This is a genomic window from Longibaculum muris (genome assembly GCF_004343035.1).
GTDB lineage: Bacteria > Bacillota_I > Bacilli_A > Erysipelotrichales > Coprobacillaceae > Longibaculum > Longibaculum muris.
The window spans coordinates 315,841-340,997 of sequence record NZ_SMCQ01000001.1 but is presented as its reverse complement, the minus strand read 5'-3'; the positions used below and the strand labels follow the sequence as shown (position 1 = coordinate 340,997).

At 32.9% G+C, this 25,157-nt stretch carries 27 protein-coding genes; 1 reads left to right on the top strand and 26 read right to left on the bottom strand.

Annotated features, from left to right (window positions below):
- Window positions 1-14 precede the first annotated feature (14 nt).
- The 13 genes from EDD60_RS01635 to EDD60_RS01580 form a co-directional block, all read right to left on the bottom strand.
- Window positions 15-428 (bottom strand): RNA polymerase sigma factor, encoded by a 414-nt coding sequence (locus EDD60_RS01635; protein ID WP_207905271.1) that lies wholly within the window; start codon window positions 426-428, stop codon window positions 15-17.
- A gap of 56 nt (window positions 429-484) precedes the next feature.
- On the bottom strand, window positions 485-1,843 hold the full coding sequence (locus EDD60_RS01630) for a DEAD/DEAH box helicase (protein ID WP_132226148.1): 1,359 nt from the start codon (window positions 1,841-1,843) through the stop codon (window positions 485-487).
- Window positions 1,824-2,105: a VRR-NUC domain-containing protein gene (locus EDD60_RS01625; protein WP_132226147.1), complete on the bottom strand. Its 282-nt coding sequence runs from the start codon at window positions 2,103-2,105 to the stop codon at window positions 1,824-1,826. The genes EDD60_RS01630 and EDD60_RS01625 overlap by 20 nt, the downstream gene beginning before the upstream one ends.
- Window positions 2,106-2,234: 129 nt before the next feature.
- On the bottom strand, window positions 2,235-4,475 hold the full coding sequence (locus tag EDD60_RS01620; RefSeq protein ID WP_132226146.1) for a phage/plasmid primase, P4 family: 2,241 nt from the start codon (window positions 4,473-4,475) through the stop codon (window positions 2,235-2,237).
- A complete protein-coding gene (locus EDD60_RS01615) occupies window positions 4,475-4,819 on the bottom strand; it encodes a DUF7768 domain-containing protein (protein WP_132226145.1) in 345 nt (114 codons plus the stop codon). Before EDD60_RS01615 ends, EDD60_RS01620 begins: the two co-directional genes overlap by 1 nt.
- The gene (locus EDD60_RS01610; protein ID WP_132226144.1) at window positions 4,812-5,621 is read right to left on the bottom strand and encodes a phage antirepressor; all 810 of its coding nucleotides are present in this window, start codon (window positions 5,619-5,621) and stop codon (window positions 4,812-4,814) included. Before EDD60_RS01610 ends, EDD60_RS01615 begins: the two co-directional genes overlap by 8 nt.
- A gap of 91 nt (window positions 5,622-5,712) precedes the next feature.
- Window positions 5,713-7,695 carry a DNA polymerase gene (locus EDD60_RS01605; protein WP_132226143.1) on the bottom strand — a complete coding sequence of 661 codons (1,983 nt, stop codon included), beginning with the start codon at window positions 7,693-7,695 and terminating at the stop codon, window positions 5,713-5,715.
- A 58-nt stretch (window positions 7,696-7,753) separates the two neighbouring features.
- Window positions 7,754-7,915, bottom strand: a complete 162-nt coding sequence (locus tag EDD60_RS16025; protein WP_165973115.1) for a hypothetical protein — start codon at window positions 7,913-7,915, stop codon at window positions 7,754-7,756.
- A 21-nt stretch (window positions 7,916-7,936) separates the two neighbouring features.
- Window positions 7,937-8,500, bottom strand: a complete 564-nt coding sequence (locus EDD60_RS01600) for a DUF2815 family protein (protein ID WP_132226142.1) — start codon at window positions 8,498-8,500, stop codon at window positions 7,937-7,939.
- A gap of 15 nt (window positions 8,501-8,515) precedes the next feature.
- Entirely contained in the window at window positions 8,516-9,646 is a 1,131-nt protein-coding gene (locus EDD60_RS01595; RefSeq protein ID WP_132226141.1) for a DUF2800 domain-containing protein, read from the bottom strand.
- Window positions 9,647-9,937: a hypothetical protein gene (locus EDD60_RS01590; protein ID WP_132226140.1), complete on the bottom strand. Its 291-nt coding sequence runs from the start codon at window positions 9,935-9,937 to the stop codon at window positions 9,647-9,649.
- Window positions 9,937-10,140 (bottom strand): hypothetical protein, encoded by a 204-nt coding sequence (locus tag EDD60_RS01585; RefSeq protein ID WP_132226139.1) that lies wholly within the window; start codon window positions 10,138-10,140, stop codon window positions 9,937-9,939. The genes EDD60_RS01590 and EDD60_RS01585 overlap by 1 nt, the downstream gene beginning before the upstream one ends.
- A gap of 86 nt (window positions 10,141-10,226) precedes the next feature.
- Window positions 10,227-10,844 (bottom strand): sigma factor-like helix-turn-helix DNA-binding protein, encoded by a 618-nt coding sequence (locus EDD60_RS01580; protein WP_132226138.1) that lies wholly within the window; start codon window positions 10,842-10,844, stop codon window positions 10,227-10,229.
- Between the two features lie 437 nt (window positions 10,845-11,281).
- Between EDD60_RS01580 and EDD60_RS01575 the strand changes: the two genes are divergently transcribed.
- Entirely contained in the window at window positions 11,282-12,469 is a 1,188-nt protein-coding gene (locus EDD60_RS01575; protein ID WP_132226137.1) for a CGNR zinc finger domain-containing protein, read from the top strand.
- Between the two features lie 201 nt (window positions 12,470-12,670).
- On the opposite strand, the gene EDD60_RS01570 is transcribed toward EDD60_RS01575, so the two are convergent.
- From EDD60_RS01570 to EDD60_RS01520, 13 genes are all read right to left on the bottom strand, one after another.
- A complete protein-coding gene (locus EDD60_RS01570) occupies window positions 12,671-13,918 on the bottom strand; it encodes an IS256 family transposase (protein WP_132226136.1) in 1,248 nt (415 codons plus the stop codon).
- 96 nt (window positions 13,919-14,014) lie between these two features.
- The gene (locus EDD60_RS01565) at window positions 14,015-15,289 is read right to left on the bottom strand and encodes an LlaJI family restriction endonuclease (RefSeq protein WP_132226135.1); all 1,275 of its coding nucleotides are present in this window, start codon (window positions 15,287-15,289) and stop codon (window positions 14,015-14,017) included.
- A gap of 20 nt (window positions 15,290-15,309) precedes the next feature.
- Window positions 15,310-17,679, bottom strand: a complete 2,370-nt coding sequence (locus tag EDD60_RS16160) for an McrB family protein (protein WP_207905270.1) — start codon at window positions 17,677-17,679, stop codon at window positions 15,310-15,312.
- Window positions 17,669-18,838, bottom strand: coding sequence for a DNA cytosine methyltransferase (locus EDD60_RS01555; RefSeq protein ID WP_132226134.1), 1,170 nt, complete (start codon window positions 18,836-18,838; stop codon window positions 17,669-17,671). The genes EDD60_RS16160 and EDD60_RS01555 overlap by 11 nt, the downstream gene beginning before the upstream one ends.
- The gene (locus EDD60_RS01550; RefSeq protein ID WP_132226133.1) at window positions 18,819-19,985 is read right to left on the bottom strand and encodes a DNA cytosine methyltransferase; all 1,167 of its coding nucleotides are present in this window, start codon (window positions 19,983-19,985) and stop codon (window positions 18,819-18,821) included. The genes EDD60_RS01555 and EDD60_RS01550 overlap by 20 nt, the downstream gene beginning before the upstream one ends.
- 9 nt (window positions 19,986-19,994) lie before the next feature.
- Window positions 19,995-20,210: a helix-turn-helix domain-containing protein gene (locus EDD60_RS01545; RefSeq protein ID WP_132226132.1), complete on the bottom strand. Its 216-nt coding sequence runs from the start codon at window positions 20,208-20,210 to the stop codon at window positions 19,995-19,997.
- Between the two features lie 293 nt (window positions 20,211-20,503).
- A complete protein-coding gene (locus tag EDD60_RS01540; protein ID WP_132226131.1) occupies window positions 20,504-21,163 on the bottom strand; it encodes a type I restriction-modification system subunit M N-terminal domain-containing protein in 660 nt (219 codons plus the stop codon).
- Between the two features lie 257 nt (window positions 21,164-21,420).
- Entirely contained in the window at window positions 21,421-21,552 is a 132-nt protein-coding gene (locus EDD60_RS16270; RefSeq protein ID WP_243646602.1) for a DUF262 domain-containing protein, read from the bottom strand.
- Window positions 21,553-21,594: 42 nt separating this feature from the next.
- Entirely contained in the window at window positions 21,595-21,813 is a 219-nt protein-coding gene (locus EDD60_RS01535) for a helix-turn-helix domain-containing protein (RefSeq protein WP_066451245.1), read from the bottom strand.
- 321 nt (window positions 21,814-22,134) lie between these two features.
- Window positions 22,135-22,746, bottom strand: coding sequence for a hypothetical protein (locus EDD60_RS01530; protein ID WP_165973114.1), 612 nt, complete (start codon window positions 22,744-22,746; stop codon window positions 22,135-22,137).
- Between the two features lie 715 nt (window positions 22,747-23,461).
- Entirely contained in the window at window positions 23,462-23,722 is a 261-nt protein-coding gene (locus EDD60_RS01525) for a hypothetical protein (protein WP_066451256.1), read from the bottom strand.
- A gap of 219 nt (window positions 23,723-23,941) precedes the next feature.
- Window positions 23,942-24,112: a hypothetical protein gene (locus EDD60_RS16020; protein WP_165973113.1), complete on the bottom strand. Its 171-nt coding sequence runs from the start codon at window positions 24,110-24,112 to the stop codon at window positions 23,942-23,944.
- Between the two features lie 54 nt (window positions 24,113-24,166).
- Window positions 24,167-25,153, bottom strand: a complete 987-nt coding sequence (locus EDD60_RS01520) for an NADH:flavin oxidoreductase (RefSeq protein WP_066451259.1) — start codon at window positions 25,151-25,153, stop codon at window positions 24,167-24,169.
- Between the last annotated feature and the right edge of the window lie 4 nt (window positions 25,154-25,157).

Below are 25,157 nucleotides of genomic sequence, written 5' to 3'. Positions count from 1 at the left end.
GGCCTGGGGGTGATCTAGGGGTGTCCTCTTTCAAAACTATCCAATGCACGTCTATGCAGTTTCTTTGTCCAACGCAGTGAGTAATGCATACGAACTGATATTTCTGGCATTGATAGAAACTCCAAATACCTATATCTTAAAATCATCTGTTCCATAGGATCTTCCACAACATCAATCGCATTATCAACTTCAGTTTTCATCTCCTCCAGCATTCTATAATCTTCTGCAATCTCTCGCTCTAAATCATCTATCTTTTCTAAATAGCGAACAAAGGGTGCTTTTGTATTTCGATTGCTTGAAAAATGCTCCTCGAATCCCGGTGACGATGGACTGCATGACAATTCTCTATAAAATCCAAGCTTTATCTTCTTATCATTGATTTTGTTATTCAGAATAAATGGTCTGTTTAAAAATTCTCTTGCTGTCATAAGCCTAACCTCCGAAGATTTAAATATCCCTCGGATTGACTCTGATTGTCTTTGATTTACAATTCTGCTTTTACTGCATCGATCAGTGCCGATTGTGTTCTGTCTTTATCTGCCAGTGCTTTTATGATTTTCTCATCGACCGTACCTTGAGTCAGAATATGCATCACGGTTACTGTTTTGCTGCTCTGTCCCTGTCTGTAAAGTCTTGCAACTGTCTGCTGATAAAGTTCCAGACTCCAAGTAATCCCAAACCATACAAGTGTGGAACCACCGCTTTGAAGATTCAGTCCATGTCCTGCTGATGCCGGATGAATCAGCGCTACAGGAAGTTCTCCCTTGTTCCATTTTTTCATACTGGCATCTGTATCAAGCCTCTCAAACGAAATCTTCTTTTCTGTAAGCCTTTCTTCGATTCGCATAAGGTCATGCTTAAACCAATATGCTATAAGAATTGGCTTTCCATTTGCCGCTTCGATAATATCCTCCAAAGCATCCAGCTTTCTGTCATGAATAGAAAGTATGCTCTCATCATCTGCATAAACTGCTCCGTTTGCCATCTGTGACAGTTTCCCGGAAAGGGATGCTGCATTTGCCGCTGTGATTTCTCCTTCCGGAAGTGCAAGAACAAGCTCTGCTTTCATATCTTCATACTTCTTCTTTTCCTTGTCGGACAGATGCACCATATACTTTGTGTTAACCAGTTCCGGCATTTTTAAATGGTCTGCTGCCTTCATGGAAATCGTGATATCCGATATTCTTTCATAGATGGCATCCTCTGCTCCAGGAAGCGGCTTATAGCTATATACGATAGGACCATTCACCTTATCCGGTTTGAAATAAGTATTTCGGTACTGACCGATGAATCTTCCAAGCCTTGCACCCATATCCAGAATCTTAAATTCTGCAAACAGATCTATAAGACCATTGCTGGTTGGCGTTCCAGTAAGTCCCACGATTCTTTTTACTTTTGGTCTGACTTTCATCAACGCTTTAAATCTTTTAGCTTGATGATTCTTAAAGGAACTCAGTTCATCGATTACCACCATGTCATACTCAAAGGATTGTCCACTCTTTTCTATCAGCCACTGCAGATTTTCACGGTTGATCATTGTGATATCCGCTTTTTGTCCCAATGCTGCAATTCTTTCTTTTTCTGTTCCAACTGCAATCGCAAAGGTAAGATTAGAAAGATGATCCCACTTTTCAATTTCATCCGACCATGTTGTCCTTGCTACTCGAAGAGGTGCGACTACTAAGATGCGATGAACATCAAAGTAATCAAACAGCAGATTGTTAAGTGCAGTCAGCGTGATGCTTGTTTTTCCAAGTCCCATATCAAGTAGTAATGCTGCTATTGAATTTTTTTCGATAAAGTTGGTTGCATATTTCTGATAACTATGTGGCTCGTATTTCATCAATAATACCTCCAATTTGCTCTATCCCATCAATAACATAAACTCGAAAGCCAAGCCCCATCAATAATTTATGCCTTGCTACTTGCAAAGGTCTCGGTTTTTTATTTGGTGCTTTCAGTTCCACAAAAGCAAACTTGCCTTTTGGTAGAAGAACAATTCTATCCGGCATTCCTGAAAAACCAGGAGATACGAATTTAGGACAAATACCACCATGCTTTTTTACAGTATCAACAAGTTTTTGTTCTATTTCTTTTTCTCGCATAAATACCTCCAAAATCTATAATGGTGGAGGTCGATGAAGTCGTTTCTAAAACTTTATATAGAGTGATTTTTTACTAAAAATTCTGCCCTAAAGGGGTTTTATATAATAGACCTCCACGACCTCCACCTCTTAATCTAAAAAGTCCGATTTCAAACGAATTCCAAGCACAAAATTGCATCCTTTCGTTTTCTTTCTTTTAAATCCTGCATTTTCAATTCCTGTATAAAAATCAGTGGTACTTCTTGTATACTCTCCGGTTCTTGCACAATAAGAACGATACTCTTGATAGAACTCTCCCGATTTTTGCTGATAAGAATCATCTACTTCGCAGCACTCCTCAATAAAACTAGAAAGCCAGTCATTGTTTTCACGATATTTATTGATGGCATCCTCAACAACCTTAGGATTTTTAATTGTGAAATTATTTTTGATAGCCTTTTGTGCTCCATCAATAATCCACGAAAGAACTGCACCTCCTGCGTTTTCATAAAGATAATCAGCATAATTTTTCTTATCTCCACTACCAGTAATTTTTGCATTAAAAGGAATGACAATAAGTCTACGCCAAGTACCATCATCATTTGCACCTACCTTTGGAAGATGATTTGTATATAAAACTAGCGTGTGAGTTGGCACATATTTAAATGGATCCTTATATTTCTTTTCAGCAGAAACTTCATCTGTAGAACACAGCTGTTTAACAATAGATGTATTAAGACGCATTCCTTCTTCAAGTTCTGCTGCCACAACTAATCGTTTACCTTTAAGCTCTGCCATTTCCGGTCTGACGTTTCGTTTACAACCAACAGTCAATGCATCAGCAGAAATAGCACCGCTGTATGTTCCAAGAACTCGTGCGATGGTATTCCAAAACGTACTTTTACCATTGCTGCCTTCACCATAAGCAATTACAAGTGCCTCAACATAAACCTTTCCAATAGCAGAAAGACCTACGATTTGTTGTACATAATCAATAAGTTCCTTATCTTTACAGAAGAAATTTTCTAAAGCATCAAGCCATAAATTCATACCTAAATCATTTGGAGAAATTGCTGTCACTTTCGTGATAAAATCTTCCGCTTGATGTTCTTTACTACTTCCATTTCTTAAATCATAAGTACCATCAGGAGTATTTAGCAGAAACTCCTGAACATCAAAATCTGTAATTTCCTTAAATAGCATGGGCTTAGCGGCTTGCAATGCAGAAGTTACGTATTTCATATCTCTTCTTTTCATAACGAACGCATTATATTTCGATGCCATCATAAATTCCTTGAATGCTTTTTCACTATTTTCATCAATTGCTTTTTCAAGAGTTTTTCCTCCTGCCATAATGATTTCCTTATCTATACCAGCATCAAGAAGTGATTTCTTAGCTTTTTCTACCGCTGCCAATGACTCGTTTAATTGTTTATCCAAAAACTCCTCGCAAGCACCAACAGCAAGTTGCTTTGATTCAGACCAATGCGTACCATCATATCTTAAATAATCAGTCGAGTCTGTATAAGCAAGTTCGCCTTTATATTCACGAGCGAGTACCTTAGCTTGTCCAATATCTGAATAATCATCTGGTTTTAAGCTGTATCCTTTTTCAAAATCTTCTGGAGCAATATATCCTTCTTGTGCTTGCACCTTTTTACCAAATTTAATTGCACTGCTCCAAATCAAAGAGAGTTCATTGTCTTCTAAAGGTGGATTACATAGTTTAGCTTTTTCAAGATAGATTTCATGTGCTTTATCCGTATTCCCATACCTTTTAATCAAGCGTCCAGCAATATGGCTCATAGTGCTGTTACGAGAACCCTCGCCGATACTTTGAGTAACATTATCAAACTCTTCAAAATCCAACTCATCTAAAAAATCCACAATCGACCTAGTTCCTTCATGCCAAATGATATCTGTTGATGTATGGCCAAAAATAAACCTTGCGGCATCAAGTGCATTATCATCAAAGAAAGTCATCGATTCCTGTAATCTCTCTTTGATACCTGCACATTCTTCGGCTACAGTAATTGGCTCATGCGGAAAATAGATATGATGTCTTGGTCTTGCTGATTTGCTTCCTTTGTCCTTACCATCGTTTCTACTTGGAACTACGATATAACTGACATTAGGAAATAAATCTTCATACATTTCTGGATAAATCCAATCTTTAGAATTATCACTATGGTCGTTATCACAATCCATAACCTCTATATCAGAGGAAATGAAATCATCAACACTTCGATGGCAATTCTTAAACTCAGCACATACATGATCTCTAGCAATTGCAGCAAGCATATCGTCCTTATTACTGATTTCAGATTTATTAGGATAAAGAGAATTCGCTGGATTACCGACACAATTTGCTGTATAAATAGTAAATTTCATTATGCTTGCTCCTCCTTTTCTTCAGAAAAATATCTGATTTTCATTTTTCTTCTTTTGGCAATATCAATTTCTCTTTGCATTCCATCAGAGAATTCTTTGCCAAACACCCAAAGCACTCTACATTTTCCCAATAGCACATAGTTAATCGTATGAACGGCTAAGTATCTCTCATTGGGATCATCGTCATTCATAAACTGTGGGTATAAAAGGTGGGGAGCAATAGGAATTGTCATATTTTCAATTGCAAATCGACAGTACTTACGAGCATTTTCTACATTTGTTTTTATATCCCCACGATACTTACTACAGATGTAAACAAGCGGTCTATATTCCTTATTAGTCATTCTCCTGCACCTCTTTTTCTATCATCGGTAAGATGCCATCTTTTTTAAGCAAGTCGTAGATAAACAAACGTCCTTTTTGTGTCCAATAGGTATGTGGTTTGGAATGAGTGCTTCCGTCTGAACCTCCATAAGTATGTGTTTTCGTTGATGTAAGTCCCATTTCTGCATACTCTTTGTACAAAAGCCAAATTTTCTTACCTTGTTTAAACTGAATCCCTTTTTCGTGAAGATATTGATTCATATAATTGGCAGTCCAACCATAGTCTTTAGCAATTACAGAAATAGCAACTAAATCCTTACAGTTCAAAACTACATCGTAGTAACTAGCCTTAGGTTTCATTTCTACAATTTGCTGATTCTGAATAGCAATTGTTTCTTGAAGCAGCCTTGCATTTTCTCTTTCTTCTTTTAGCTGAGTAAGAGCAGCAATAAGCATATCGGGATTATTAAGTAATTCGTCTACTGCATAAGTTCCGTATTTACGAATACTAGGCAATACTTCCGATGTTACCCATCTCTTAAACTTTTTTGCACTTGGCATCTTGCTTGAAAGAATTAAACTGTAAAGACCACTTTCGTTTATAACCGTCAATCCTCTATTTGGAATTTCTAAGGTCGCGTTTTCCGACCTTTGGATTACAGTTCTGTCTTCCTCATCTACATGAGTCGCAATTGCATCTTTGGTATTGCTGTAACCAAGAATCTCTGCTACGTCCTTTCCTACAAAATATGGCTCTCCATTTATTGTTAGTGCGCGGATAGAACCAAACTCCGCATTTGTAAATTTTCGCAATTCGTTCATTAGAATTACCTCCTGTTATTTTTTCGAGGACTATTCCTCTAAATAACAGGCAAAGAAAAATGGCAGGATTTTACCCCTGCCAGTCATTTATTTAATCTTTTTTATAAAATTCTGTTTCATATCCATCTGCACGAAGTAAAATACCGGAAATCCAAGGTGGGGTTCTTCCCATTTGCTTACAAATATCATCAAGCGAAACATCTTTACTGCATTCAATAATCAATTCATCATGAACATGACCTACGATAAAACAATGAGATAAAGTTCTGATGGCATACATTAATATATCTCTGCTAATTGCTTGTACGATATTCTCTACAAACTTCGGTCCATAACTTTCGATTCTTTCCCATTTCTTAGTTCCACCTACACCTTCATAAGTGACAGATTCACTCCCAAACTGATTTACTCCCATCTTGGGTTTTACATAGGAAAGTCTTCTGCCACTTGGAAGTTCAATAAAAAGTATTCCACTTTTATAGAAAAAACTGATATCTCCAATTTTAGATGGTGTTCTTTCAATAACTGCTTTTTTTACCGCACGATCAACATCCCACCAAAATTTAATGATATTAGGATTTGCCTCTCTCCACATATTCACAAGAGGTTGCAATTCTTCTTCGTTAAGTCCCATATCAAGGGCTCCCATAGCTTTTAAAGCTCCAACAGAACCTCCATAGCCAAGTGCTAATTCTGCGATTTTCCCTTTTTGTCTTAAATGAGCATTTTGACCATGCTTTTCTACCGTAACGCCAAACATCTGACTTGCCGATGCGCAGTAGATGTCACCACCATTTGCAAAAACCTCAGCTCTCCATTTTTCTCCTGCTAGATGAGATAACACTCTAGCTTCAATTGCAGAAAAATCAGATACTATAAATTTCATATCTTTTCTTGGTACGAAGGCGGTGCGAATAAGCTGCGATAAAGTATCCGGTATATCATCGTAAAGCATATTCATAGCATCATAATTTCCATCCTTTACAAGCCCTCGTGCCTCTGCTAAATCTGACATGTGATTTTGAGGAAGATTCTGTAATTGAATAAGTCTGCCTGCCCATCTCCCACTTCGATTGGCTCCATAAAACATGAACATTCCTCTTGCTCTTCCATCTCTGCATACAGCATTTTCCATTGCCCTATATTTCTTAACTGAGGATTTTGAAAGCTTCTGTCTTAACTCAAGTACAGTTTTAAGTGGTTCTTTCACTGTTTTTAATACTGCTACCACTTCCTTTTTGCCAAGACTATCCATCTCTAATCCGTTATTTGAAAGCCACTCTTTCATTTGCATAACTGAGTTAGGATTTTCAAGACCTGTTAACTCTTGCATTTTATGTGACAGTACTGCTTTAGACTTTTCATCAAAAGCAATAGCATTCTTTACCATATCTAAATCAAGAGCAATTCCTCTATCATTGATTTCCTGATCAAGATGATATTCTTCCCAAATGAAATCCGGTACTGGGAACTTAGAAAGTTTTTCTTGTATAGCCATTTCTACCTCAACATCTCTTTTGTTATATTTCTTAAATAACTCCCACTTTGCTTTATCGTGAATTGGTAGATTTCTGGTTCTTCCACCATTCACTTTCGTAGCTTTACATGGAACACAAAAATATCGGATGAGCTCCTTCCCTTCTGTCATCTTTTGTTCTGATAATCCTAATACTGCACCTGCTCCTGCAAGTGATAAAGGAAGTCCCATATACGCTGACCAAACCATAGAACATTTCCATGATATAGGGTCAAGATAATCACCAACTGTATCTTCTAAAATACTGTATGATGTAAATTCATTTTCATAAAATCTTCGTAAATATTCGGATAAACAGATTCTTTCAAAATTAGCATTAAAAGCCCATTTTGTAATATCTTCATCAGTTAATGCTTTAATAATTTCTAGAGGGATTTCTTCTCCTTGAGCCAAATCAACCACAGTTACTTCACTTCCATCAACCGAATATGCAAATAATAAAATTTCAAAGTTATCTGACTCCACATACTTATAGACACCGCATTTCTGCAAATCAACATCTGAGTATGTTTCCAAATCCAAATTTAGTCTTTTCATTTCTTGCCACCTTCCTAAAAAGTAAGACGGTAAGATTTCTCCTACCGCCAAACCTACATTATTTCAAACTTTTCATACGTTCTTCATGATACTCAAGTTCTCTTTTTTCTCGTCTTCTATCAAAGATAAAACCTTGAACGTTATCAATTAACAAAACAATACTTAAACTCGTCCATGCTAATATACATACAAATAAAATGATTGTCTCTAAAAATTCCATATTTTTCACCTAAACCCTTTCTTAAGATAAGAAATCATCATCTACGTCTGTCGCAAAGTCATCCTCAGCACGTGATTTACCACCAAGTGGCTCTCCGTCTTTAATCTTCTGAAGATTGTTAAGGCCACAAGCAATTCCTTTATTTCCATTTGAATTGAATGCATAAAGACTGATTGATGCACGTCCATAAACGCCACTATATACTTCACTGCGGTCAATGATTATATTTCTATCGGCATCTACAATTCCAGGTGCTGATGGAGAGTTGGCATTGATGAAATAACTATTTGCATATGCTTCATCGTCTGGCCTTTCAAGGTCTCCGTCACGAAGTGGTGTCTTGATTGCAGAAAGTGCAGGAACACTTCTACCATTGCCTTTAAGTTTTGATTGACCTTCTTCATAAGCTGCCTTAATTGCAGCATTGATTTTATCCACTGTTGTCTTATCTGATTTTGGAATGATAAGACTGACACTATACTTTGGAGCACCACCATTGATACTTTTTGGCTCCCAGACATTTGCATAGCTCCATCTTGTGTTAGGCCCTGTAATTACTTTCATTGGGTTATTAAATTTTGACATATTCTTTTCCTCCTATTAGTCATTAAAATCTTCTTTTGCTGTTTTGATTTCCGGACGTTTATCACTTTCTGGAACAAGTGTTGGTTTGCCTTCTGGCTTGTAAACCAAATCACCTAATAATTCATTAAATTGCTTCTTACCAAGAAGTGCAGTCATAGCTGTTATTCCTAACAATTTCTTTTCATATGGATTTTGTCCATTACTAATAACAGTTTCTGCTACTTTTTCTTCATCGGTATACTTGCGAACACTGCGACCTTCAACTACTTTAAATCCGTCATAATGAACACCACTCATTGCTTGCTGAAGTGCATACTCTTTAACATCAGTTGCCCATGATACAAGTTCATCTACTTTTGAAAGAACAATTGAAATCTCAGCATCTTCTAATGTTACAGGCATTTCAAAATCATACTTTGCAAGTCCCATGTTTTGTTCCATGCGTTTTCTACAAGTTGCTTTGACCTTGCAAAATCTACAATGATCTCCTGCCATAAATTCACCTTCGCCATCAAAGGCTAATTTTGCTCTTGGTGCAAGAACTGTTTCTGCCCAAGTATAGAGTCCATCTTTTTCCATAACGAATGTACTGATGTTTTCTCTTCTTGGTTGAAAGATAGTCATTGAAACATTATCAATATCATAAATTCCATCGTACAAATTCAATGCACCTAATGCGTAACACATCATTTGAGGGTTATGGTCAGCTAATACTTCTACACCTTGACCATGCTTATAATCAATTACATGAAGAGTTCCATCTCCAATGATTACACAGTCGCCAGTTCCAAATCCGTTAGGAACATAATTTGAAAAATCAAGTTTTTCTTCGATAAGAATAACTGGGTCTTTACAAGTTTTCTGTGTTTCTTGATTTACAGATAAGCAAAAGTTTTTGTATTCTTCTGCACATCGTTCCATTTCTTCGTCATAGAAACTAAGGTTCTCTGTAGGGTCAGTGCTTTCCATACCAATTGCAATCTTTAATTTGTATTCGCAAAGAGCATGGGCATCAGTACCTTGCTTTGCATATTCACTATTTGTTTCACAATTTACTTTTTCTGCCTCTGCATTAAGTTTTGCTGATGGCGGACAGTTAATCCAGCGGTGACTAGATGATGCAGACAATAATGCGTGTGCTGCCATTTACATCACCTCCACTTTTTGCAATAGTTCTTCATACTTTGATGGATCCACATCTGAAAGTTTTTCTACACCAAATTCGGTAAGAATTGCTTTAATTTCAGCTGTATGACCTTCTCTTGATTTAGCAGCAAGAACTCCTCGCACTTCTTCAAATGTAAAAACCTTCTTTGGTGTTTGTTTTTCTTCATCTGAAGAAAATAGCTGTGAAAGACTATCTGCTATACCAATAAGCATTTCGCCACATTGCTTTAACTGTTTAACCTGTACTGCTAACTCGCTTGATTTACTCATTAAGCATTTCCTCCTTCCTTTAGTTCTTTGACATTAACGGACTCAACCGTCTGTCCTGGAGCAAGCAAATACACTTGTGTAAAGTCACCAAACAAGAATCGTGCAATTCTTGATGGCAAACGCATATCTGCTGCTTTTAGGACATTGGCTTTCTTTCCGTTGGGGTCTGAAACATTGATTGTGATTTTGTGTTTCATTGCCATTTTCCTTACCTCGCTTTCTGTAAGGTGTTGCCCCTTACAAGTAACAGGCAAAGAAAATGGCTCAAATTTTACCCCTTAAGGAGGTTTTATTTAAAAAAGTTTTTTTCGATGTAATTTAATGCGTTGTTATAATGCTTTGAAACATTCTTGACACTGATTTTCATTTCCTTTGAAATCTGAGTGAAGTTCATTTCTTCATACAATACCTTTTTAATTACTTTCTTTTGCTTGTCCGTAAGTTCTTCAATAAGTTCACGCACTCTTTCTGTATCTTCACTATCCTCATAATTTGGGTTAACCGCTAATTGGTATAAAAGACGGCTCTTATCAAAATCGGTATCTAATTCATCACTACCAAAATCATATTCAAGTGATAGGTTGTAATTTTTAGGGAATCTTTCTTCTACCTTATAAGCAACTTCATATTCTGATGGAGCCTCTCCTCTTCTAGCAGTTTCTTCTTCGATAAACTTTCTAGTCCATTCCTTGATTTCAGTTTTTTCTTCTGGAGTTCGCTCTGGTTTTGAGTTTTTATTGTTGTAATAAACCTCACTGTCATCTAATGCATGAAGTGTTTTGATGTAAGCCTCAGTTACCCCGTTTTCTCCAGGACGAAGAACGATTTTTTCTTCTCTACCATCAATTCCAGTAAATGTGTAAGTGTAAGTATCTCTTTTCTTTGAGCTTGTCTTGTAAATTTTCATATTTTGTCCTCGCTTTTCTGTTGATTTGGTTAACTCGAACGAGGACAAAAAATGAGCCGATACTTTGATGTACCGACTCTTATGGCCATTTTTTACGCATGACGAAATTAGGGTACATCAATTTTCACCTTTCACTGATTTAGTGAATGGCTCAATATTTGTATCCTCGCGCCGTATTACGTAATTAGGCTTGAGTTATTTTTATTTTTTGAGTAGTTAACTAACTCTACGGATAGTATAAGCTTTAGCAAAATGTAAGTAAATTTCTTACATAATCACTTACATTTTTCTGTTTTATAATATATATAAGCATTGCATCACCATAATGTAAGTGTTAAAATATATTTATCAATAACATTTCACTTACTTTCATTTGATAAATAAGCAATAAAAAAAGCTCTCTTTAAAATAGAGAACAAATTTTAGAGGAGAATATTATGACAAATAATGAAAATTTTTTTAATTTAAGTAATGATTACTTTTCTTTTATTGGACAAAAATGCCTTTTTGAAATACAAAAAAATAGTGATAGCAATACAAACTCAAAAAATGTCCTTACTATTTCATGTAGCGATGGTGAGAAAAATTACTTTTCTTTTAGTGGAAATAATGGTTTATGTTTAACTACTAAATGTGGTTCTATTACTCATGACAATATTCTTGGTAAATTTTTATCACTTCCTTCTAACAATGCAAAAGCACTATTGAAATTTTTTGAAGAGTATGGCTATTTCTTCAGATTACCAACTAATGAATCAAATATTATTGATTTTAATCAGCTGATTCAAATAACCTATCATATTAAAGCTGCATTACTTCTCATGAATGAATTACAAAATACCTCAATTAATTATGAAATTATTTTACAGTTAACTTTGTACTTGCTACTCTCTCCACAAATAAAAATGAAAATATCCGATAACCAGAACTATACTGGATACCGTGATTCTGTTTTTGACACAATAGATTCCGTAATCGTAGAAAATTCTAGTAAATGTATCACTATAGATGATGAAGATTACTATGTTATTCTAGATAGTATATATGAGAAGAACTATAATTTACGTGTAGATGAATATGAGGATATTTCAACTGGGGAAACCTTTATGTATTCTTATCCAGGAATTAATGACTCACAATACAGAAAGATTACTATTGCATACAAAAACTGTCATAACGTGTCTAAGATTCAAAGATTAATAATCGATTTTTTATTTCATTTTATGCATAGTAATGGTGTTATTAAAAATGTAACATTCGACTCTGGAATTGAATTCTATAAAAGTGATTCAAATTACACTCTTGATGACAATATGAAAAAAGGATTATTACTTATCGGCAAATATGTTCTATCAAAAGAAATAAATCAGCATGTTTCAAAGATGAGGCCAATATACAATCCAAACACTCTTGAGCCAACATGGAAAGCTCCTAATCTATTAACGGCATTATATTTTTCACTTTTTTATATGAAACCAAAATCAGAAATATATAGAAAGTGTGCTAATCCTTCTTGTACAAACTTCTTTCTTGTTAAAACATCAAATAGTAGAAAGAAATACTGTTGCGATGACTGTAGAAATGCAAGTAATGTAAGAAGTTATAGAATGAGACAAAAAAAATAACCAAGACAAGTGGTTAAATCCACTTATCTTGGTTGAGACTGTGAAGTTTTTTCTGTAAATTAACCTTCTGTGGTTTAGTATTAACTGATATGGAACTTTTTAAATTGTTCCTTGCTATCCATAATATAAAATATTAAAGTTAGCACGTCAATGACTCCATCGCTTTTGATGGAGTCTTTTGATAGCTATTTTAGAGCAAATCTAAAAGGTATCGGGCATTCTATCAGGATACATAATAGAAAACTCTCCATACACTTTACCCCAACCTCTAAGCCCTTGAGACCATTTCTTAGTTGCCTGAATTGTTGATAGATATAGTGACTTTAACAAAGCTTTATCGCTTGGAAATACACTTCTTTGACGATTTAATTTCTTGTATGTACTATTTAGACTTTCTATAGCATTTGTTGTATATATTATTTTTCTTACATCCATAGAAAATTTAAAAATTGGAGATATTACATCCCAGTTTTCTTCCCAACGTTTCATTGCTCCTGGATATTTATCATCCCATTTTGCTCTTACTTCTAACAGATTTTCATGTCCTAATGACTCGGTTGGTGATAGATATATTGATTTTAAATCAGTAGCAAAAGCTTTCTTATCCTTGTAAGATACATGTTTTAGAGTATTTCTGACCATATGAACAATACATCTTTGGTACTCGGCTTTTGGAAATGCAGTAGAAATAGCTTCTTTTATTCCAATAAGTCCATCTGCACATATTATCATTACATCCTGAACTCCTCTGTTCTTAAGTTCGTTTAAGACTCCTAGCCAGTATTTACTGCTCTCATTTTCACCTATCTGAAGACTGATAACGTCTTTCATACCATTACAGTCAATACCTAATATTACATATGCTGCAAGTTTTCTAATTAGATTATCTTGTCTTACGGAAAAATGGACTGCATCTATGAACAATACCGGATATACACTATCTAAAGGTCTCTTTTGCCAATCTTCAATATCCTGAAGAATCTTATCTGTAACGTTTGAAATGAATCCTTCGCTACATTCAAAACCATAGATTTCTTCTATTTGCTCAGAAATTTGTCTTGTTGTTAATCCTCTAGAGTACATTGATATTATCTTTTGATCAATTTCAGAGATGTCCTTTTGACGCTTTTTAACAATCTGTGGTTCAAATGTACCATCTCTGTCTTGTGGAACTGCAAGTTCAAATTCTCCATATGAGCTGCGAACTTTCTTCGGTTTTGTACCGTTACGATAATTCTCATTGCTACTACGCTCATATTTGTCGTAACCTAGATGTTCATCCATTTCTGCTTCCATCATGGATTTTATGGTTCCACCAAGTAGATCTTTAAGAGCTTCTTGAATATCATCAGCTGTCTCAATATCGTATTCATCAATTAGAGCTGCAATGATATTTCTTTTGTTTTCATTTAATGGTTTTACTTTGTAAACTTCTTTTTTCTTAGCCATTTTAAAAGCCTCCTATGATAATTTGATTTTACCACAGAAGGCTCATATTCTTTACTAATTTACAGACTTTTTTTCACAGTCTCTCTTGGTTTTTGTTTAATCTTCGTTAGGTAACATCCCATTATTCTTAGCTAATGCCTCATCTATAGCTTGAGCAAGTTTTCTTATCTTACTCTTATGAGATCCTGTATAATTGTTCATTAGAAATCTAATGTCAATTACTATTCCTTGGACGTGTTCATACAATTTGGAGTTATTTTTCCATTCTCCCGTTGCTTCTCCTATATTAAGAAAATAATCATTTGTAACATTGAATGGATTTTCACCTTTATTAAATGGCATTAAAAATGCATTGTAAATTGGTAAATCTCCATATTTATCCTTTAATTCACGACAATTATCTATATATTCTCCGTATGTAATTTGCTTATTAATTGATGATGACTCTGGAAGATGCTGTGGATTTCCAGTGACTCCATATCGATAATATTTAGCATCAAGAACATAGATTTTATCGTTGCACATCATAATACTATCCGGTTCAAGTGCATGATTATTCTTATTAGCATTAAATTTAAGATTCCATTTCGTTCTAGGAAAGAATTCTTCTTTACCTCTAATTCCGAAAACTTCATCTATGAGTTTTTCCCACACATATTCAAATCTATCAGTTCCAAAATAATACTGCTTATTATCATCTTCGGAATCTAAATATTCTAGCATTTGAATCATCGCTTGAAACAATCGTTTATCTTTATCATTATGAGTGATTGCTAATTTCTTCTTTAATGCATATAAAAATCGTTCTTTCTCTAATGTAATGTGCGGGTCTTTTATAGGTAATGGACTAAATAGCCATCCCAAGGTACTAAAGGCCTCATACACACAATACTTATGAATTTGAGTAATTAAATTCTTATCATTTGGACTAGAACCTTTTACTGTATATCTATCAAAAAATGGTGAACCATCTTCTTGAAAAAACTTTACATTTTTTCTTAAAGATGTCGGAAAATCAATTTTTCCACGATCAGAAGTTTTCCTTACTTGTTCTCTTTCTTTGTAATAATCATTTTGTTCTAGAAAATAACGAATTATATTCATATAGGCATTTATCGGAAAGTTTACTGATTGTGGAGCAGCAAATTGTTCCATCGCTAATAACTTATCTGTTGAATCATTAAATGTAGCTATTACATCTATAAGTTTTAAAATATCTTCTCTTATATCTTCTTCATTATCCGGCAAACGATAACCCATTGGGAAGAAAACCATAGCATTGTTTGTATCGGCTTTTACTCCAACAAATCGATCACCATCTCCATTTTCGTTAATATGGCATCTGACCTTTAAATTCAAACCTAAGTCCATTAGTTTTCCTCCTTTCGTGTCTACTCATTATCTTCATCAGAAACGGAATTATTTTCTTCAACACCCTCAAGAATTAGTTTTCTTAGATTTTCATGAAATACATCAAATCTAGCATCTTCACTTGAAGAGTTAAACACATCAATTATTTTTTCTAAACTTTTATATTTACGTGTATCAAAAGTATCAGGATGAGAAAACTTAAATGCATCATCCCATAAATACTTTATTACTTTTTCTGCAAAACGAGCATTTTTATGTTCTGCTTCTATTTTTTGTTTTTCTGAAGAGTTATCTTGTGTTTTTATATGAAGTAAATCATCTGCAGAAACAAAGTATGCGCCTAAACGTTTATCTTCTGAAGAAGTTACATTGTTTCGTCTTAAAATTTCGTCGTTAATTGCCTCACAGAATTGTTTCCAAGAAACATTAGTATCAAGGATTTTTTTATTGGCATATTTATGATTAGAAAAAGTATTCTTTATCATTCTCATTATCCATCTACGTTGGAAAGCAGTATCCAATGTGAACACATTCTGATCGGATGTATTCATTGTCCCAAGGATAGAAAGATTAGATGGTATACGAACTTTAGTATCCACATCTCCATAAACTTCTAGAGCAATATTTTCATTGGTTATTCCATATTCGCTTGTTCCTTTTTTGTATCCATCCTTATCTTCATCCATCCTATCTAATAACTGGAAAATTTCTCCAAAAATCGCAGGTGCATTGCCTCTATTAATTTCTTCAATTACAAGGTAATAAGATTTTTCTGGGTCTTCATAGGCTTTCTTTAGAATCTTTGTGAATGGTCCAGGTTTAAACTCATATCTCACCTTTTCCTTACCTTCATCATCTCTCTTTACCACCGGAAGAATCTGTCCAACAAAATCGGAATACATATAATCTGGATGGAACACTAAACGTTCCATACACTCCTCATCATCACAGTATTCATGTTGAATAGTCCAACTTTTTCCAGAACCAGGCACTCCATATAAAAGGATATTTTCACCTGTTGTAACTCTTAATGATTCATCCATATTGCTATCATCTGTTACTGCACTCTTTTCTGTATCCACTAAACATCTACGAAATTTATAATCGAATTGTGTATTTGAATTTTCTTCATTCATAATAATTGTCCCCACTATCTGTAAATTTGAAGGCAATAATATCTTATCCTTAGGTAAAATATTTCTCGCTCTATTACTTTTTGTTGTTAGCCATTTGTAAAACTTTTCATCATATAGTGGTTCAGCAGACCACCCATGAAAAAGATTTTTCACTTCATCAATTCTTTTCAACAAAGATGTATATCTTGAAATCGTATTAAAGAAGAGGGATTCTGTAATATTGGTCACAACTAGATATATATTCTTCTTTTCATTTTTATATGCTTCCAATACAGCCTTCTCGAAAGCTCCAGGCATAAATTCAGAACTATCTTTTTTTGTACAAAAGCCTTCTATTCCTAAATTGAAGTCATATTTTATAATTTGAGAATTGTCACTAACCCTGCCTAAAACCGATCCTTCAATCCAATTTTCAATTAAATTCTTATCTCCATGAGTATATGCAAAAAGTTTTATAGGCTCATAAACAGCACTAATAATTTTAATTTGCTCTTTTTGAACATCACTTAATGAACTGCTTAACTGATAATAAATTTTACCGTTATCTTTATTCCTTTCGCTCACAAGGAGAGATATATTGTTATCAGTAAAAATATTAATAATTTTGCAATCATGTACAATATTTGTGATACCCCATTCATCAATGATATCTTCATAATCATAGATGTATTTAGAGCGGTTATCTTTGACTTTATTAATGGCCTCTTCAAATGAGTCAAACTCACCACGATTTAATCCAAACATTACATAACAAATTTCTTCCGCTGTAGCATTTCCTAATTCTTGTATAGTCTTAAAAACTACTTTTGGTGGTTCAACATCAGTATTAGATTGCTCGGCACCACTGTTATTTTTTCCAAAAGAATCAAAGATTACACTATCAAAAATTAAATCAATAAAATCTTTTTTATGTTTTAAAGAGATGTAAAATCTTTCTGAAGGAGCAACACCATCGCCAGCATCAGAAATATAATCAACCAAGATTCTACCTCTATGAGTTAGAACCAAGTAGTTTAATTCTTTCTCGTCAAGAATTATATCCACAAAACCAAAATATCTTGGTAGTTTGCTTTTGTTATATGCTGTTCTATTTTCTTTATTATTTTGAAAAGCTGAAACGCCTACAAATTTAGCCATTTCATTAACAAAATCATGTCGAGATATTTTCCCACCTTTTTCATAAATAATAATAATTGTATAAAGAAAATAGCTTAAATTCATACTTGATTTATCAATTGTCAATTTACCTATCATATTTACCTCCAACAATAAGAGATTCAATTGCTTTTTTAATAAGTAATGGTGGTATCCCTTCACCAATAACTTTTCTAATCAGTATATCATCTGCCCATTCTGGAATATTCCAATCAAGTGGCAAAGATGATAAAATTAGTAATTCATAGATGGTTAGGGCTCGTGCATCAGAATAAAACCTCTGATTTTCATCATCACAATCATTGATGATTCTTCCTGGATGTACAGTCGAAAACGCTGAAATTACACCACTATTCTGCATAATGGTCGTTGCCGGCTTATCCCAGTCCATTCTCATATAAGTTCTTGGTGCGCCTTTTACTCTTCGTCCTTTTGTCATTGGATAGAAAATTTTGTTTTTAAAAGCAGACATTCCGCTTGGGGTATGAATCATCCATTCAACTTGTTTCCAACTATGAACTGGAGGATAATGCCATTTAGATACTTTCAACCCTTCAATACGCTTAAATTCATAATCCGGGAATCTCCATCTCTCATTAACATCTCGTAGGCACGGATCTAATGACGGTAAATCTCCTATAGCTTCTTTAAGTGTTATAATATGATTGTTTTTTTTAGGAAATTCCCAAGTAACACTCTCATCTTTTCGTACAAGCAAATATATATATCTTTGTCTCGATTGGGGAACTCCATAATCCATTGCATTAACTATACGCTGTTTATTAAAACTGTAATATTCACCAAGTTCATTTTCTATATACTCTGGTATAAATACATACTTATCTTTGTACAGTATTTGCGTATGCTGCTGCATTGTTACATTTTCAATAATGACGAATCTAGGCTTCAATAATTTAATGGCTTCAACCGCATAATAGACTAAAAAATTTCGTGGATCTTTTGGATCTTTTCTTCCAGCACATGACATTCCCTGACAAGGAGGAGTAGCAATTACCATTTCAATCTGTGATTCTTTCGCTTTTTGAATAACTTTATTAAATATATCTTCTTCAGTAATATCTCCTTGAATCACATTAACATTTGGATAAAGATGCTTATAAAAATTACAGCGAACTTCTAAAAGTTCATTAGCAACAACAACATCAACTCCTAACTCATCTAAATATGTTTCAGCAATACCTACATTTGCAAATAAAGAAAGTGCTTTAACTCTATTTTTAAATTTTATTGTTTTCATCTATCATACGCTCCAATTCTACAAGTGCATATTCCAAAAGTCTTGGAGGTACACCTTCACCTAGTATTTCTCTAATTACGTTACTGCTTGCTGTTTCAGGTATATTCCAATCATCAGGTAAAGAAGAAACTCTCATTAATTCAAATATTGATAAAACTCTTGCATCTGACCAGATTCTTTCTTCTTCTAAATCAGAGTCCACCAAGGCTCGCCCAGGATGACCATTTTCTTGCGAACCTATGCGACTAGTATATTTAGTAACTGTATACGCTGGTTTATCCCACCATTGTCTTTTATAAGTATTTTTATACCCTTTTGATTTAGTTCCATCTGAAAGCTTTGGATAATATTTTTCGTTATTCCATGCCGAACAACCTTCTGGTGTATGCATCATTGCTATTACATGTCTATATTTGTGTTTTGGTGGATAATGCCATTTGGAAATTTTAAGTCCATTTTCTTTTTTTTGATAAAAATCTGGAAACAATTTAATTCTCTCTTCTTCTGTTATATCAGTAACATCTGGATCTAATGAAGGCAAATCTCCAATCGCATCACGCATAGTAGTAATATCATTAGATGGCTTGGGAAATTCCCATCTAATATGAGTATCTCTTCGAGACAACAAATAAACACAACGTTCTCTTGATTGAGCAACATTGTAATACATAGAATTAACTACTTTATTACAATTAAACGAATATAATTCACTCAATTCATTATTCAAATATGAATCTATCAGTAACCACTCACCATTAATTTCAATTTTTGTTTGTAAAATTTCTGGCACATTTTCAATTATTACGAATAACGGTTTTATTTCTTTTATTGCTTCTACAACATTGATAATCAATCTGTTTCTAGGGTCATCTTTTAATTTTTTGCCAGCTGTACTCATACCTTGACAGGGTGGTGTTGCTATTAAAAAATCACATTTTTCTTTTTTTGCAGCATCCATAATCTTTTTAAAAATTTTTTTATCGGTTATATCGCCCTCAATCATGTTTACAGTGGGGTAAAGATGTTTATATATTTTTACTCTCTCAGGCAAAATCTCTGCAGCAACTTTAACTTTTACTCCATGTTTTTCAAAATAAGTTTCTGCAACCCCCGCACTAGAGAACAATGACAATGCATTTAATTCCATTTTATCATCCTATCCTTTTATCGTTTTTATTCCTTCTAATTCTAGTAAATCAGTAATATCACATTTAAAAAGAGTGCACAGTTTCTCTACAGTGTCAAAATCAATTCTTGTTGCTTTGTCATGATACAATTGTGCCACAGTACTTCTTGATAAACCTGTTTTATTGTGGACATCTTGTATTGAATATCTTGATTGCCCCATTAAAGTAGATAGTCGACATCGCATGTTTTTCCCTCCTGATTACATCAAATACAATATTAAAACATTATATATATTACTACTTTTCCACTTCAAAGTCAATGGGATATCATTCATTTTGACTTGCTTTTAGTTAGTTGTATTTGTTTTGTCGCGGTTATATAGAATGAAAATTTATACCCTCGAACGATACCCTCAAATCAATCGTTCAAAGGTTGTGCATGGGCAAACTAGCCATCTTTCAATCACAACATATTACAGGGCAAAAAAAATAAGAGCCTCTCTTGCTCTTCCTATAAATTCCTATATTTTAAGCCATTCTAGGCGTATTTCATTCCATTTCTTTGTATCAATCTCGTAGTCTTTCTCTCTAAGAACTGTTTGTTTCCAGGAGTGGGTTGTAAAACTTCAATCATATATTGAACTACAGTCGCAGGAGTATAATATTCACCTCCATCCTTCCCTGATGCGAAATTACCTAAGAAGTATTCATAAATTTTCCCAAACAAATCAATACTGATATCTTCTGGAATATCTTTAAATACACGAATGACATTAGATAATAATTCAGGTTCTTCTTCAGGTACTAATTGTCCATATACATCTTTTGGCAACACACCAATCATAGTTTCATTTTCTCTTTCAATAGCAATCATTGCATTCTTTACTAACGTTGCTTTATTTGCATCATCTGGTGCTTTATTTATATCATCAAAATATGCTTCTTCCGGTAAGAAAAAACCACATTTTTCAATAGCAATTTCTTTTAATGTACGTTCCATGCGTGTACCAACATATTTGCTAAATTCTGTTTCAATTTCATCTTTAAATTGTTTATAACGAATATCAGCATAACGTAAAAATATTAACCCTAAAATTGGTTCTCCATAACTTGTAGCTGACATATGTGCACCTGCACGTAATAAATCAGCAGAATGCCATAACTGTTCTTCTAAGTGTTTTAATTCTATATCTGTCATATTCAATTCTCCTTAACTAATCAATATTACTTTTTAATTTTTCAAATGCTTCCTTAATTTTTAAAGCCATTAATTTTCTTCTTTCTATTAGGAAAACTTCATAATCCATGTTTTCCCATCCATGTGGTGGCTTTGCCTTTCATGACCGCAAATAAAGAAGTTAAATGTTGCTAACCATCAATGATAACTTCTTTTGGAGATTCGTAACTATGCAAACCTGTTCCAATTGTCTTTTTATTTTCTAACGTAGGACATTCTCATAACATTAAATACCCAATTGGCCCCCTCATCATTGAATCCAATAAATCTCTACCTTTTGCATCTTTCCAAACAAATAGTCTTCGATATTCTGGAAGTCCTAATTGACCAGTATCTATTTTTTCAATCATCTGATTTACAATTAATGATGTATTACTAAGTATCTGGTTCCATTAATTATCCCTAAAATCTTCCTTAATAATTTCTACAACATCTTCAATGTTACAATTTAATCCTCTACATATTTTAACTAATACCTCCATTGATACAAATTCATTCTTTGAAAGTTTAGCTAAAGTGTTTTGTCCAATTCCAACTTGTTTAGCAAATTCTGTTTTCTTTAATCCTTTATCAATTAATAATTTAAATAAACGATTGTAACAAACATCCATAAGTTTTACCTACTTTCTCTAGTTGTCATTTATAATTATAAACCTTTTTTGTGTATAAGAGTAGAATAACTTTGCATAAATAAACATTATTTTACAATACACAAAAAAAGATTTCTAATGATTTCAAAGAATTAGATTCATATGTAATTTCCAAAGAAATATATGATTTAGCAAAGGAAAAAACAAGAGATTATTATGTATTATCTATAACAAAAAAATTCCCCGACATGGATTACGAGGAACTTGTTAGAAAAAGATATGATTATGTACAAAAATTAATGGAAGAAAAAAATCGTCAGTAACTCAACAGCATGACGATTTTTACTTTAATATAAATTTTTCAATTTCACTTTCTAATTCATTCAATCTATTGAATATCTCTTTTTTTGTTGTTAAATAATCTAAATTAAAGGCTTTGTTGGTTAACCCTTTAAGAATATCATTACCTATAATTTCCTTTTCTTTTATAAAATTACCTAAACCATAATGAGCTAAACAATTACGGAAATCTCTATTTTTAAAAGTGGTATCTATTGTAAAGTTTGTATTGTTGTATGCATTAAATTCATTAATGAAATCACAAAGATAATAATACAATAAATAAGCAAATTTTAATTTTTGAGGTATTTCATCAATAAAATAATTTTCAATAAACACTGTTACATAATTGATGCTGCATATAATTGAAAACAAAATAAATCCTTGTTTATTTTTTCTTTTAATGGACATTTTAAAAAAATGATAATCTTTAAAATGAACTTTAATATTATTATTATACATATAAGTAGGAAAAGATGTACAATTATAATATGATGCAATTTCACCAGCTATAACACTAAAATCTCTTATTTTAATACTAACATTATCATTTCCTAACAAACGCATAGGATTGTACATATTGCATAATATAGTATTCCCACAAAACTTATTCATACATAAATCACTCCCTACATTTTTATATCCAATGACTTTTTCCAATGTACTTCTATTGTTGTAAAAGTAAGAATCACTTTCATCAAAGCTATCCATTAATAACTTTTCGTAATCTTCACATGATGTTTCAAATATCTTATAGTTTTTTCTTAAATATGCATAATAGTTTTTTTATTTTTTGATAATTTAGGACAATTCAAGCCCATTTTACATCCCCACTGTGAAGCCCCGTCTGTAAATATCCCAATATACGGTTGACACATCATAATATAATTACTACTTATATTTTTAGTATTCTGATTAATGTCAACAATTGTATAAAAGAATCTTGCATCCTCCTGAATTAATTCATATGCTGCTTGCTAAACTTTATTAAACTTTCTCATCCTCACAACTCCATTTATACTCATTCATTATTATCTTTTTTTGTACTCAATTTGTACTCAAAACAACCACAAATGCTTAAAAAGTGCCTTAAACAAAGCACTTTTTCAATCATTTTCTTATTCCCATTCGACCAATCAATCATTTCACTAACTTGTTTAGGTTAGTAAAATATAGGAAAATAGTTCAATTTCTCTCGCATTTCTACCAAGTCTATTCTCTTGACATATTTATAGTATCAAAATAGTATCAGCAATGCAAGATTTTTAGTATCATTCAACTATTCTCTTTTATTTATCTACCTAATAAACTGTAATTTTCTATTTTCATGTTAAAAATTTGTATGAATACAAAAAGAAATAATAATTTCAACTATTGCAATCGCTCTAATAAAAACTTTACACCTACTTTTATCGTACTTGTTTTCAAGTGAATTGGAATATACAGGCCAAATTAATAACACAGTCCCAAGTAACGATAAAATAAAACTATGCACGACAGAACTTTTTAGTGTAAACATATTTATCAAACCCAATACTATTACTGCGACAAAGTATCCTGACAATACTTTCCCAAATGTTAATTTTTTCATTTTCTACCTCTTAGAAATATTAATTTAATAAATTACTCTTTATTACCTTTAACAGTGCTTATAGTTAAAAAAGCATTTCCAATCATCAAAAGACCTAATAACATGTTTGTATTAACTCCGTCTTTGTTTGTATACCCTATATAAACACCAGCAAGTAATGTAATTGTTGCCAGTAAAAAGGCAGTATTTTTTTCATCTTGTATCACCTCTTGTTTTAATTTATGAATACTTGTTTAATGTCTTTTTACTAAAATATCCAATTCCTAATCCAGCAATTAAAGACAATCCCCATTTGATCATTGAATCTAAATTGCTGTCAAAAATTAAAAATCCTAAACCAATACAGATAAATACTATAAATAATACCACTATTTTTTTATTCTTACACATATGCAATATTCCCCTTTTCAAATTTTTTTATATCATTTGCTAAAAAACTGGAATTTATTCATACTGTCCAATTTGTTCATTTAATAATTGTATAAAATGAACATCTTTAACAAATGGTCTAGCAAATCCAAAAAACTGAACATGACTATTTCGATATATAGATAATATATCTTTCATTTCTCTTAACCCTCCAGTTAAAATAATAGGAGTATCAATCATATCAGCTAATTTCATTGCAACATCTTTATAATATGCTCTTTCATTCAATTTATGAAAATTCCATTTATTTCCTGATATTTCTATCGCATCAATTCCTTGATAGCTTAATAGTTTAGCCATTTCAATGAAATCATCATTTGTTAAACCGTTATCTTCTTCATCAGATGAATTTATCTTTATCCAAATTGGAAAATCTCCCAATTCCTTTCTCATTGCATGATAAATTTCTAAAACAAGTCTAATTCTGTTCTCAACACTACCACCATAATTATCAGTTCTATGATTGAATAATGGTGAAATAAATTGAGCTAATAGATAACCATGTGCACAATGTATTTGAACGCCATCAAAGCCAGAAGCTTTCACACGTTTCCCTGCTTCAACAAATAGTTTAATTACATTATTAATATCTTCTTGTGTCATTTCTTTTGGAGTTATCTTTGATGTTGGATGTTCAATTGCAGAAGGTCCTAATACTTTTGCTGTATCTTTATAACCTTGACTATTTGAGCTTCCATGTACAATTTGCATAATAATCTTCGAACCATATCGATGAACAGTTTCAGTGATTTTCTGATAATCTTCAATAAGTTCATCTTTATAAATTCCTAATTGATTTTTATTCGGTTGTTCATAATCACTTATATAAGAATAACTCGTTATAATTGTTCCCACATCTGCTTTTGCGAAAGATTCATATAAATCTTTGATTTTTTCTGTAGGTCTTCCATCTTCTGTAGCTTTTCCTTCAAATGTAGCTGATCTAATGAAATGATTTTTGACTTTCATATTTCCTATATATGTTTCTTTAAATAATTCCATTGTA